Raw genomic sequence first — 11,888 nt, forward strand, 5'->3', positions numbered from 1 at the left:
TCTCTACCGATGGCGGGTTCCCAGTATCGGCAGGGTTGGCAATTCCAGCCGCGTAATTGCAATTGCCCATTAAATACAGGCCCTGCTGGCTTGCCACAGTGAGGGCAGGGCATTTGCGGTAGCGGCTGGGCTTGGTTCACGCGGCTTCCTTCCTCTGGATCTCCAAGTGGTTCCAGTCGCGGTAGAGGGCGTGGAGTTTTTTCTCACCATCCGCAATGACGTTTTCAGGTGATCTGCCGTGGTAGCGCAGATTCATCACGTTGATTGCGTGTTGGAAGTTGTCGCCATCCAGTAACGCAAGGTCTGCTACGGGGACTGAAAAGTCGTAGCTATTCCAGGCTGAAAGCAAAACCAGTGCTGCAATTTTGCTGGCTCCAGAATTTCCATTAGCGACGGTGAGCAGGGTTTCCACGCTGCGGGCTGGGTTGTTCTGGTTCATGCGGCATCACCTCCAAACGGTGGCCAGTTATTTACTGGCTTTGCGGTGGTAGGTTTTGGTTGCACTAGGCGGGTGCCAATTTTGTGGACGGAGTTGGCAATATCGATGCGGCGCTTAAGGCGGTCGATATTGTTTTTACTCATCGCCGTGGGGTGTACAAACACGGTGGCGGTCATGCGATTCCCTCCAGGTTGTTTTGGATGCGAATGGTTTGTGAGGTATGGCGGCGATAGAGTCGGGTGCGCAGTTGTTCTTGGCCTGCGCCAATTCCGCTGACAATCGTTGCGATCAGGGTGAACTGGATTAATCCGTGTTTTACCGCCTTGGCCACGGCGTCGGTGCTGTTGCGGGCGTGCAGTTTGTAGAAGCACTCCGCGAGCAGGTTGCTGACGTTGGTGACGGAGCACTGCATAGCCTGGGCGGTTTCCCGGTTTGAGAGCCCTCGGGCGCGATGTGTTAGCGCTTCCGCTTGGCGTGGTGCTAGTTGTCGGAACTCCGTTTCGGTGTGCATTTGGGTGCCCTGTCCTTGGTTTGCATGAAGACAGTAGCCGAAAGTTAATGTGTTCGTCAATAGCCGTAAGTTAATACTAGGGGCTGTAGTGGTGTGGTTTGTCGTGAGGAGCAAGTAACTTATTGAATATCAATGGCGCTAGGAGTGGCTGCCAGAAAGGGATAATGGCTCTATCTAATTTTGAGCTTGAGCAGAATATTGTCGCTTTATGAAGAATTTAGCGCCAATGGAGGCTGCGAGCTTCTGCTTAATTGGGCAAGCAGCCAATGACTAGCGCATGTACAGGGTTCTTTTATGTAGCTGTTATATAGTTTCAGGAAACTCTTCAGCTAGATTATTTGCGGCTTTCTTATTTTGACGTTGGGCAATTATACTTCGAGATTCTCTGTAATCTCTGGCTTCAGCGGTTTTAATAAATTCAGCATTTGGATATTCCCTTTTAACTACTCTTTCAATATCCGAAAGGGATACACGGAAGAACTCTTTTCTTGTATTAACTAAATTGAGTCTTCTTTGATCAAATACCTTATGAAGTTTGTTTTCTAGCGCCGGAGCATTGTCTGAAAAGATCATGGCGTGGACATCAAAGGTGAAGGGGACACTAGCGTCACCAAGCTCTTTGACCCGATCATTTGGTTCTAGTCGTCTGGTCATTCCAATTTTATATACATGCGCACCAAATGATCCTACATTTGAAATAACATATACGTGCCCTTGTTTAGTTTGTTCTGCCATAGATTTGGCGCGTTCAGATTTTTTATGGGCCTCTGTGAGTTCTTCGTTTAGCTTGGCTATTTTTGCGTTAAGGTTTTCAAGTTTACTTCCTGTGGCTTTTTCAGCCTCTTTCTTTGCTTTGTCTAATAATTTTTTATACTTATCCTCCTCTTTGAGAGATCTTTCCATCTCTTGTTCTAGTTTTAACTCTTCTCGCATTTGGCGTTTAATTTCTTGCTGCTCTTCCTTTTCTTTTTGCTTCTTATCTTTGTATTCATAGGCTAGTCGTAGCTCTTTAAGCTTTAGGAGGTAGTACTCATGTGAGATAACTATAGAGTTAGATTGATTCATTTTGTTTATGGCGTCATAGGCAGCTTCTATTCGCTTTTCCATTCTGTCAACATTATTCCAGGTTGTATTGGAAATTGCGGAGTCGCATTCATTATTAAAAGCTCTGGCAGTTAACTTGATGGCCCGATTAGTCATCGTTCTGCCTTTCGCTTTGCTTCCTTCTACAGTCCACTGGGTGTTGCAATATATTGCCTTTTTAGAAGAGATTAAGCCTTTTTGTTCATTTTTTATATGGCCTATTTTCTGCTTGTATACCTCTGATGTGTCAAAGTCAAAGTGAGGTTTGTAGAATCCTAACTCAGCAAGCTGGATTTCCTCGTCATAGATGGCAGCTTTCTTGATTAGCTTGTTTAGTATTTCTCTTTTTTCTTTATAGTTTTGTATAAGGGTTGCTGTTTCAGTGGATATTTTTTGTTTCTCTTTTTTAGCTTTTTCAACTTCTTCATCAATATTTATTATTTTTGAATACTTCTGTTTAATTTTTTTAAGCTGTAGGTAAATTTTTGTTGTTACCACTGAAAGTGCTATAAGGGTCGCAATTGTTATGGATATTCCGATAATTAGCTGTTGCTCCATTTGACTCTATCCTTAGTGCAAGATGCAAAATCGACTATGTTCTATTTTTTTGTTCACTTGAGGTGAAAGTGCAGAGAATTAGAAATATATCTAATCGGATAGATGTGAAGCAACAAAGTTATTTCATTTGTTGCTTTTTGATTGAGGTGAATTTCGGCTTGGGGGAGGCTATGTCACAAGTTAAAGTGACTTTTGTACATCTGTGCTAATTGCGAAGGTGTTAGTCTGGGGTGTAGGAACCAAGTATGACGCCGCAAAAGCTAACATCCATATCCGTGATATCCATTGATGGATAGCTGGGATTGATTGGCCGTAAGAAAGTGCGACCCATATCTTCGGCATAAATCTTGAAGGTAACTTCGTCATTAAGCTTGGCTATAACTCGACAACCATTAGTGAGAGGTTTGTCAGGGTCAACAAATATAATGGTTCCTTCAGGGTAAGATCGTTGGCCTGGGTAGGGGCTTGTCATGCTATCGCCATTAACACGTAGAGCGTAGGCTCGGTCAGAGTGTGTTGCTGGGCAGGGCAGCCAAGCTTCGGCTTCACTCGGATCAATTAAGTCTAGAGCTTCACAAAAGGCTCCAGCTTGTACCCAGCTAATCAGGGGGATTCTCCCTTGAATCCTTGGTCCTTGGGTAACATTGCTTCCCTCCTTAGTGTTTCCTTCACCTGGTCCTTTACCAGTACCGGTGAGAAGCCAATCAACAGAGACACCAAGCGTTTCTGCAATTCGTTTGGCTGTACTCATTCGTGGCAGCTTCTCTCCATTGCGGTAGCTCCATATCGTTACGGTGCTTACCTCAAACAGGCGCGCCAATGCCTCCTGCGTATCTTCCACGCCGGCATGAGTAACCGCCTGCTTGAATCTCTTTGCAAAGTCTGGATGTTTCATGGCGACATATTAGCTATAAGTTAATTAATTATCGGCTATTGATTTCCGGTAGCTGAAAGTTAATACTCTAGCTTCTGATGACAAGGAGCAGCAGCAATGGTGCAGGAAACGACAGACTCTGCCCTAGATATCGCTATCAAACTGGTCGGATCACAGGCCAACCTTGCAAGGGCGATAGGGGTAACCCCGGTCTTTGTCTCCCAGATGCGTAATGGATTAAAGGCGATACCGCCAAAGCTTTGCTCAAAGATAGAGCTAGCTACTCAGAGGAAGGTTTCCCGGGCGTGTCTTCGGCCTGATGTCTTTGGGCCGTTGGATGATCTAGTTGAGGAGCAAGCCATGCCAGAAGTTCAGCAGGCAAGTTAAGGCTGTGCGGGTTCGTTTCAGAAACCAGAATAACGATCATTTTCAATTCCCCATTTTGTTGTCCTGCCATTCTGCGGTTTTTGAAGATCGGGATTAATTCATTGCCGTATATGGGGATTTATACAGGGTGTGTCAGTTACCCAAGAAAGGGCCGGTGAGGGACGCCAAGCCGGCCCGCTTTGAAGACTGCGGGAAAGACCGCTGACAGCCGCGAAAGACCGGCACTCATTTCTCTGCGCTTTTGGCGTCTCTGTAGGGTGTAGTTCGCCGTGCGCGAATAGTGAAATCAAGGATAGGTAAAAACAATATGACCCATTCATTATTTTTCTGGGGGGCTGCTGCATGATTCGTCGAAGTGCTCGGCCGTCTTCAAATTACTTGGTGGTTTCAAATTCCGTTGTGTGTGATCGCCGTATTTCATTCGCTGCTGGCGGCTTGCTGCTGCACTTGCTGTCGAAGCCGGATCATTGGGAGGTTTCACCTTCGGCACTGGCCAAAGAGGCTCAGGAGGGCAGGGACAAGATCTACAAGCTGCTGGGTGAGTTAATCGAAGCTGGTTATTGCCAGCGAATTACTCGGCGTGGTGAGCGGGGAAAAATAGTCGGTACAGACTATGAAATCTCGGACATGCCACGAAATGCTGATCCACTTCCTGAAAACCCGGATACGGATTTACCGGATACGGATTTACCGGATACGGATTTACCGGATACGGATTTACCGGATACGGATTTACCGGATACGGATTTACCGGATACGGATTTACCGGATACGGATTTACCAGATACGGGTTTACCGTATCCGGATTTGCCGACACAAGAAAGTAAAGATACTAAGAAAGTAACCACTCTAGAAAATAACCAGAGAGAGAGCGGTCAGGGTGGTGCCCTTGCTGTCCGTCAGGAACCCGCCCCGCCATCGAAGCGTGGTACCCGCCTTCCCGATGATTGGCAGTTAACCCAAGAATTTTACGATGAGGCGGCCAAGACGCGGCCAGAGGTGATGCATCAGATCTGCGACATTGCGGCTAGCTTTGGTGATTACTGGAAATCTCAGTCGGGCAAGCAGGGAGTACGGCGTGATTGGTTGGCGGTGTGGCGCAACTGGGTGAGGCGCGAAAAGTTTATTCCACCGCAGCGAGTAGCGCCCCAGCAGCGAACACGGGACCGGCCAATCGGTGAAATGCTGACAGACACTGGCTGGTAAACACGGATTTTCAAGGAGCGATGCTATGACCGTTGTGACTCTGACAGAAGCCAAAGAGCGAATTATGACTACCGTTGCGGGTAGACCCTTAGCGGTATTTCGCACGGATAACCCTCGCCAAGTGGATTTGGTGTTTGCCCATACGGTGGTGACTCAAAATAAAATTCGACAGGTGCATGAGGATTATTTGGGGACTTTCCATCGGGATAATCTGCATGTGGCGAGGAAGGTTTTTCAGGAGCATTTCGATAGTTTTCAGCAGGCTGCGTGATAGGGCGCGGTTGGTAAGTTAGTTGGTCGGGGAGAGGGTATTCGTAATGTCAGAACTAGGTATTCGTGAGCTATTGTGGGAATGGGCTAGGGCATATCCTGAGAGGGCAGGGGATTCTGTGTCCTGGCCTCGTATGGCGGCATTTCACAAGGGGATGGTTTGTGAGGGGCAGGTGATACCCGCACTAATCAACTGGGATAGGGCAGACAGGATGGATGCTGTGGTGCTGGCCTATTTGAATGCAATTGCTCGACGCCGGGACAAGGAGAAAGCGGAGTTGGAGGGGTTGGTTTTTTGGTTGAGATATTATTACCGGTGGGAAATGCAGGACGTGTGTAAAAAGCTCGGTCAGGGTAAAACCTGGGTGGTGAATATGTGTCGAGTAATTGAGGGAACGATTGAGGCATTTTATTTGGCGCGAGATGCTGCATAACTGGGTTTTAATTCAGTAGGTGGGTGTTGACAGTGCGCACGTGCGCACACTAATATCTGCAACGCTGCCGAGTTTTGTGATTCGGCGAACAGAATACCCCCCATAAACCGGCCCTTGAGCCGGTTTTTTTGTGCCCGAAATCCGGGAGCTAAAACCTCATGTTTGAATTAACGCGATTCGCCTATGGGCCAGATGCCACATTGGGGCGGCTGAGGGTGCGCGACTGTGTGTTTTATACGGTTGAGCGCCCTTGGTTGGGTAACCGCCCATTTGAGAGCTGTATCCCCGAGGGTATTTATTCTTGTGAGGCGTATAGCTCACAGCGATACCCCAATGTGTGGGAACTGCTGGAGGTTCCTGGGCGCTCAAAAATATTAATCCACACGGCTAATTATTCCTCTGATGTTCAAGGCTGCATTGGTGTTGGCTCTGGTGTAGCTCCGGGTGGCTGGTGGGTGATGCAGTCACGGAAGGCAATGGGGCAATTGCGGGATATGTTGCCGCCTAACTTTCATCTGACAATTACGCACTATGTGCCGGAGTATCCGTGATGGGTATTTTGTCTGGAGTTAAGAGTTTATTTGCTGGCCCCGAGTCGGCAAGCAAAGTGCTGGATGCCACTGTGAATACTGTGGATGCGGTGTGGTTTACCAATGAGGAAAAATCCCGTTGGTATCTCAAATACCTGGAAGCCACGCAACCACAGAACCGGGCGCGAAGATTAATTGCCTTTCTGGTGACATTGGTTTGGGCGTTGCTGGTTTTATTTATTGCGGCGGCCATGGCTTTCAAGGCGCCTTTTGTTGGGGACCTAAAGGGCCTGCTGGTTGATGTGGTTGTGCAGCCTTACAGCATCATCATCGGTTTCTATTTTGTGAAGTCGTGGGTGAGTGAAGTTAAGCGGTGAACACTGTAGCTCAAGAGGCAGCGAGGGAAGCCATGGTTCAAAAGGTCGCCAGTGCAACTACAACGGTTGCTGCGGGTACTGCGGTTTTCGGTGGATATGCAGCGCAGGAGTTATTGGCGGTAGGTGGTTTCTTAATTGCTTTGGGTGGGTTCATTGTTAATTGGTATTACAACCACAAGCGTTTGAAGCTGCAGGAGCAGCAGGGCGGGGACGATGGACGTTAGTGTAAAGCTGGATACTTCAAAGTTTGAACGGGCGACTGCTGAAATTAAAAAGCAGCTGCCCTATGCCAGTTCGGTTGCGCTGAACAATGTGGCGTTTCGTATACGGGGGGAGGAGCGTGCAGCCATTGGGCGCATCTTTGCCAATCCGGCGAACCTAACCCTGAACTCTGTACTGGTGAAGAAAGCCACTAAGCGCTCAGGTGTGGCGAAAGTCTTTATTCGTGATCAGGCCCCGAACGGCACTGCACCTAGTGAGTATCTCGCGCCCTCGGTGATTGATGAGAACCGGGCTGACAAACGCTTTGAGCGAGCGCTTCGACATGCTGGCTTATTACCTCGCGGTATGTATGTCGTGCATGGGAAGGAAGCCAAATTAAATAAGCATGGCAACATTTCGGTTGGGATTTACAAAAGGATTTTGGCAGAGCTGCGTGCTAACTCCGGCGCTAAAAAGAGCGGAGCTGATGGTGTGCAGGGCACCAAGTCTAAATATTTTGTCGGAAAAGTTAACGGGAAGCGGAATAAGCAGTGGTATGGGGTGTGGAAGAGGGCTGGTGGTAAGCGTAACCCAACCGCTAAACCCATTCTTATTTTCCTTAAAGGCAGGCCGAACTACCGCCAGCGTTTCCCCTTTGCTCGAATTGCTCAGGGTTTAGCGCAGCGGTACCTGCCGATAGAGCTTGATAAGGCAATGGATCATGCAATCAAGACTTCAAAGCGTTGATGAATGGGTCCTCCTGGGCGACCCAAAACACGAGCAATTCGGGCGCGTGTTTTTAACAGCTATCTGAAATTTCCTAGGGGGTTATACCTTGGCTGACAACCCATCACTTAATGATCAGGCCACTCAGTCGGGGTTCGCTCGGCTGGTGGGAACTTCTCAACCGGCAATTGCTAAGCATGTGCAGGCTGGGGTGTTGCCGCAAGGCTCTACTTACAGCGTGTGGCTACAAGTTTATTGTGAGCGGCTGCGTACTGAAGCTGCTGGCCGTCAGGCTAATGAAGCTCGCAATCAAAAAGATTTGGCTGATGCAGATAAGGCTAGGATGAGCGCGGAGAAAATTAGACGCGAATTATACCGAGAGGATCAATTAATAGTTGATGTTGAGTCTGTACGTAAGGTGATGGTGGAGTGGTCCACCATTGGTAAGAATGAATTTTTAGGAGCGGTAGAAAGCATCCTTATTGCTATCGAAAGTCAGCATGCCATTACCGTCGATCGAGAACCCTTACAGCCTAGTATTGACGCTGCCCTCAGAGCTATTGGTAGTTACGAGATCGAATCTCTCGCGCCTAGTGAAGGAGGTGCGGGAAACCTGGATACCGCAGCCTAAAGTCCCGCTGATTGAGTGGTTGCCGGAAAATATCAAACTGCCGTCTGAGGATAGCGATAACGCGGGCTATTACCGCAACGATTATGTGCCTTATTTCTGGGGTGTGATGCACGCGCTGGATAATCCTGTGTCGTGGATGGTGGTGATGCAAAAGGCCGCGCAGATCGGCTGGACGGTTCTGCTGGCTACCGATATCTGCAAGGTTGCCGCTACTGAGCCCGCCCGCATCCTGATGCTGTTTCCCAAGGATGAAAAGGGCCGGCTGTTTATGGATGAAAAGCTGGTGCCGATTATCGAAGGCTCACCAGCAGTGAATCGGGTGATCGATGTCACCACCAGCCGCAAAGGCGGCAGCCGTTCAACACGGAAAAAATTTCCCGGTGGTGAGGTGCGCACCATTGGTTCCAACTCCATTTCCAATGTGAAATCTACTTCAGCCCGTCGGGGCTATGTGGAGGAGCCTGACGATACCAACAAAGATGTTGGTGATCAGGGCGATTCTATTCGCCACCTGCGCGAACGCCTCAAGCGTATGCGCAATAAAAAGTTAATTATCGGCGGCACCCCAGCGGTTGCCGATCTCTCCCAGGTGGAGCACTACACCAAGCTCGGCACCATGCGCGTGCTGCCGATTACCTGTCACGACTGCGGTGAGTCCCATGTACTGGACTGGGAAAACGTCAGTTGGTTAGAGAAAGAGGGCGGCACACCGCACCCGGTATTCGGCCTGCACCAGCCAGAAAGCGCAGTGTATGGCTGCCCGCACTGCGGCAGCGAATGGGATGACTACCGCCGCCAAGCCAATATTCTGCAGACCTGTAAAACTGCTCTGGAAAATGGCGATGACTTTGCCGGCTGGGTAAAAACTCAATGCGGCGAGGATTATTCTGAGGACGAAATCGAACCGATAGAAACCTTTATGGAGCTATCGGAGCTTTATGTGTGTATCCCCGGTACCGGCCTTGCCGATGTAGTGCGGGATTTTCTTGAAGCGGAGCACGAAGCGAAAAGCGGTGATGAATCCGCCCGCATTGTTTTCCAGAACAACAAACTGGGCCGGCCCTATCAGTACGCCGCCAGTCGTTTGCTTGACCATGAAAAGCTGCAAGAGGCCGCCGAGGATTACCCGGAGTTAGTGTGCCCTGCTGGTGGCCTGCTGGTAACGGTTGGCATCGATGTTCAGCACGACCGACTCGCAATCACCATTCGCGCCTTTGGCCGCAATGAAGAATCCTGGCAGATGTACTGGGGCGAGATCGATGGCGATACCGCCGATAAAAAAGATGATTGCTGGTCAGCTCTGGATAAGCTGGTGTTCCAAAGTTTTGAGCACGAGCGCTTCGGCGAAATTCGCGCAGCGGCAGTGAGTATCGATTCCGGCGATGGTGGCACCAGCAATGCGGTTTATCACTGGGTGCGAACTCGCGATAAAAAATATCGCGGTGTGCTGGTGATGGCCATCAAGGGCGACAGTAAAGACTTCGGCACCAAGGAAATCTTTAACCAGCCCCGGCAGGTGGATTTTAACAACCCCAAGCGCCGCACCAAGGCAGACCGCTTTGGGGTAAAGGTATATATGGTTGGCACCCATAAAGCCAAAGACCTGATGGCCAAGCGGCTTCTCGGCACCAGTGCCTATATGCACAGCTGCAAGCATGTGCGGCAGGATTACTGGGAGCAGGTGACTGCTGAAGTCAAAGCCCCCAGCAAGAAAAATAAAGGCCGGGAAACCTGGCAGCCACGCCCAGGCCGGCCCAATGAAGGCACCGATACCGAGGTCTACGCCCTGCACGCCGCCCACGCCATGGGCATGCACAAATACAACGAGAAAAAATGGTCCACCATCGAATCGCGCCTGGGCCAGCGCACGCTATTTAGCGAGCCTCAACAAACTACCGAACAGCCCATCGTTAAAAAACCAAGGCAGCCCGCGCAGCCAGCCGGCTCTCTACTGGATAGTTAAATGTCTAAAACTGCACAAGAGATGGTCGACCTCTATATCGAGGCCGAGGTAGACGTGCTCGCCGGTAAAACCACGGTCATTAACGGCCGCCAATTTACCGCCGAGAACCTGCAGGAAATCCGCGCGGGCCGTCAGGAGTGGGAGCGCCGCGCAACCGCAGAAACCTTAAAGGCCGCCGGCAAACGCCCTGGGCCCGCCTACGCGAATTTTAATTAATGAATAAATTAGATTCTGTCATCGGGTTTTTTGCACCCGAGGCTGCCTTGCGCCGTGTACAAGCTCGGCGTGCCCTGGAGATCGCCGCCGCCTATGAAGCCGCGCGCCCCAGTCGCCTGCGTAAAAACCCCGGTGATAACCGCAGCGGCGACCTGGTGCTGGAAGGCAGTGTGGAAACCCTGCGCGGCCAAGCCCGGCACCTGGAGCAAAACCACGACTTTGCCTTTGGCATTCTCACCACCTTGGTCAACAACATCGTCGGCCCACGCGGCATCGATGTGGAGTTCCAACCCAAAACCTGGGATGGCGATATCCACGATGGTTTTGCCAGCCAAATGAATGACGCTCACAAGGAATGGGCGCGGCGCCCGGAATGCACCCGGCAGTTCAGCTGGGGCAAAGCCCAGCGGCTTTTGTGCAATACCTGGCTGCGCGATGGTGAAACTTTAATGCGGCACTTGCAGGGCACAGTGCCCGGCTTAAAACACCGCACCCCGGTGCCTTACACCATCGAATGCCTGGAACCGGATTTCCTGCCGGTGGATTACAACGATCCCAGCAAGCGTATTGTGCAAGGCATTCAAAAATCCGCCTGGGGTGAGCCTGCGGGCTTTTGGTTGTACGACGAACACCCCGGAGCCTCATTTAACTGGCGTATGAAGCGCAGGCTTCACAGCGCCGACAATATCGAGCACCTCAAATTTGTGCGCAGGCTGCACCAAACCCGAGGGGTTTCCATTTTTGCAGCGGTAATGAATCGCCTTACCGATATTAAAGACTATGAAGAAAACGAACGCGTTGCCGCCAAGATTGCTTCAGCCATGGTGGGCTTTATCCAAAAGGGCAGTCCAGATGATTACTCGCAGAACGACGTTGATGATGAAGGAAATCGCACCTTGGATATTCGCGCTGGTGCTATCTACGACGATTTACGCCCTGGGGAATCAGTCGGCACCATTCAAAGCAATCGCCCCAGCGGTCTGCTAACGCCATTTTTAGAAACCATGCAGCGCATGACTGCCGCCGGCACCATGGCCAGCTTTAGCAGCATCAGCAAAAACTACAACGGGACTTATAGTTCGCAACGCCAGGAACTGGTGGAGCAGTGGGGAAACTACGAAACCCTCAGCCTGGAATTCTGTGAGGAAATTGTAGAGCCGGCCACCCGCCGCTGGGTGCAAATGGCTTTACTAGCGGATGCCTTCAAAGTGCCGAGTGATGTCGATCCGTCAACGCTGATGCACGTCGATTTTATTACCCCGGTGATGCCCTGGATTAATCCGGTTCATGAAGCCAGCGCCGATGAAACCCTGCTGGAAAATGTATTGGCCAGCCCACAGCAGACCATCCGCCGCCGAGGCAAAAAGCCGGACGATGTGATTAAGCAAACCGCTGCCTGGCAGCGAAAGCTTAAAGAAAACGACATTACCACCCCAAGCAAACGCGAAGCCGTACCCGCGCAAGAAACTGAATCTGAATAGG

At 50.3% G+C, this 11,888-nt stretch carries 17 protein-coding genes; 12 read left to right on the forward strand and 5 right to left on the reverse strand.

Annotated elements, in window-relative coordinates; translation table 11 throughout:
* Nucleotides 1–136 precede the first annotated feature (136 nt).
* The 5 genes from QT397_06460 to QT397_06480 form a co-directional block, all read right to left on the reverse strand.
* Nucleotides 137–439, reverse strand: a complete 303-nt coding sequence (locus tag QT397_06460) for a hypothetical protein (protein ID WNZ56982.1) — start codon at nucleotides 437–439, stop codon at nucleotides 137–139.
* Nucleotides 436–615 carry a hypothetical protein gene (locus tag QT397_06465; GenBank protein WNZ56983.1) on the reverse strand — a complete coding sequence of 60 codons (180 nt, stop codon included), beginning with the start codon at nucleotides 613–615 and terminating at the stop codon, nucleotides 436–438. The genes QT397_06460 and QT397_06465 overlap by 4 nt, the downstream gene beginning before the upstream one ends.
* Entirely contained in the window at nucleotides 612–950 is a 339-nt protein-coding gene (locus QT397_06470) for a LuxR C-terminal-related transcriptional regulator (GenBank protein ID WNZ56984.1), read from the reverse strand. Before QT397_06470 ends, QT397_06465 begins: the two co-directional genes overlap by 4 nt.
* A 303-nt stretch (nucleotides 951–1,253) precedes the next feature.
* On the reverse strand, nucleotides 1,254–2,591 hold the full coding sequence (locus tag QT397_06475; GenBank protein ID WNZ56985.1) for a DUF4041 domain-containing protein: 1,338 nt from the start codon (nucleotides 2,589–2,591) through the stop codon (nucleotides 1,254–1,256).
* Nucleotides 2,592–2,811: 220 nt separating this feature from the next.
* Complete coding sequence (locus QT397_06480; GenBank protein ID WNZ56986.1) at nucleotides 2,812–3,486, reverse strand: XRE family transcriptional regulator; 675 nt, start codon at nucleotides 3,484–3,486, stop codon at nucleotides 2,812–2,814.
* A 96-nt stretch (nucleotides 3,487–3,582) separates the two neighbouring features.
* Here QT397_06480 and QT397_06485 point away from each other — a divergent pair, with 96 nt between their 5' ends.
* The 12 genes from QT397_06485 (at nucleotide 3,583) to QT397_06540 (ending at nucleotide 11,887) form a co-directional block, all read left to right on the forward strand.
* The gene (locus QT397_06485) at nucleotides 3,583–3,852 is read left to right on the forward strand and encodes a YdaS family helix-turn-helix protein (protein WNZ56987.1); all 270 of its coding nucleotides are present in this window, start codon (nucleotides 3,583–3,585) and stop codon (nucleotides 3,850–3,852) included.
* Nucleotides 3,853–4,194: 342 nt separating this feature from the next.
* Nucleotides 4,195–5,058 (forward strand): hypothetical protein, encoded by an 864-nt coding sequence (locus tag QT397_06490; GenBank protein WNZ56988.1) that lies wholly within the window; start codon nucleotides 4,195–4,197, stop codon nucleotides 5,056–5,058.
* A 25-nt stretch (nucleotides 5,059–5,083) separates the two neighbouring features.
* The gene (locus tag QT397_06495; GenBank protein WNZ56989.1) at nucleotides 5,084–5,329 is read left to right on the forward strand and encodes a hypothetical protein; all 246 of its coding nucleotides are present in this window, start codon (nucleotides 5,084–5,086) and stop codon (nucleotides 5,327–5,329) included.
* 118 nt (nucleotides 5,330–5,447) lie between these two features.
* Nucleotides 5,448–5,762 carry a hypothetical protein gene (locus tag QT397_06500; protein WNZ56990.1) on the forward strand — a complete coding sequence of 105 codons (315 nt, stop codon included), beginning with the start codon at nucleotides 5,448–5,450 and terminating at the stop codon, nucleotides 5,760–5,762.
* Nucleotides 5,763–5,920: 158 nt separating this feature from the next.
* A complete protein-coding gene (locus tag QT397_06505) occupies nucleotides 5,921–6,313 on the forward strand; it encodes a DUF5675 family protein (protein WNZ56991.1) in 393 nt (130 codons plus the stop codon).
* Nucleotides 6,313–6,669, forward strand: a complete 357-nt coding sequence (locus QT397_06510) for a hypothetical protein (protein ID WNZ56992.1) — start codon at nucleotides 6,313–6,315, stop codon at nucleotides 6,667–6,669. Before QT397_06505 ends, QT397_06510 begins: the two co-directional genes overlap by 1 nt.
* Nucleotides 6,666–6,893, forward strand: a complete 228-nt coding sequence (locus QT397_06515) for a holin (protein ID WNZ56993.1) — start codon at nucleotides 6,666–6,668, stop codon at nucleotides 6,891–6,893. Before QT397_06510 ends, QT397_06515 begins: the two co-directional genes overlap by 4 nt.
* On the forward strand, nucleotides 6,883–7,617 hold the full coding sequence (locus tag QT397_06520) for a hypothetical protein (protein ID WNZ56994.1): 735 nt from the start codon (nucleotides 6,883–6,885) through the stop codon (nucleotides 7,615–7,617). Before QT397_06515 ends, QT397_06520 begins: the two co-directional genes overlap by 11 nt.
* 88 nt (nucleotides 7,618–7,705) lie before the next feature.
* The gene (locus tag QT397_06525; GenBank protein WNZ56995.1) at nucleotides 7,706–8,227 is read left to right on the forward strand and encodes a hypothetical protein; all 522 of its coding nucleotides are present in this window, start codon (nucleotides 7,706–7,708) and stop codon (nucleotides 8,225–8,227) included.
* The gene (locus QT397_06530; protein ID WNZ56996.1) at nucleotides 8,199–10,190 is read left to right on the forward strand and encodes a phage terminase large subunit family protein; all 1,992 of its coding nucleotides are present in this window, start codon (nucleotides 8,199–8,201) and stop codon (nucleotides 10,188–10,190) included. The genes QT397_06525 and QT397_06530 overlap by 29 nt, the downstream gene beginning before the upstream one ends.
* Entirely contained in the window at nucleotides 10,191–10,406 is a 216-nt protein-coding gene (locus tag QT397_06535; protein ID WNZ56997.1) for a primosomal replication protein PriB/PriC domain protein, read from the forward strand.
* Entirely contained in the window at nucleotides 10,406–11,887 is a 1,482-nt protein-coding gene (locus QT397_06540) for a phage portal protein (GenBank protein WNZ56998.1), read from the forward strand. The genes QT397_06535 and QT397_06540 overlap by 1 nt, the downstream gene beginning before the upstream one ends.
* Nucleotide 11,888: the final 1 nt, after the last annotated feature.

The sequence above is a fragment of the Microbulbifer sp. MKSA007 genome (genome assembly GCA_032615215.1).
Taxonomy (GTDB): Bacteria; Pseudomonadota; Gammaproteobacteria; order Pseudomonadales; family Cellvibrionaceae; genus Microbulbifer.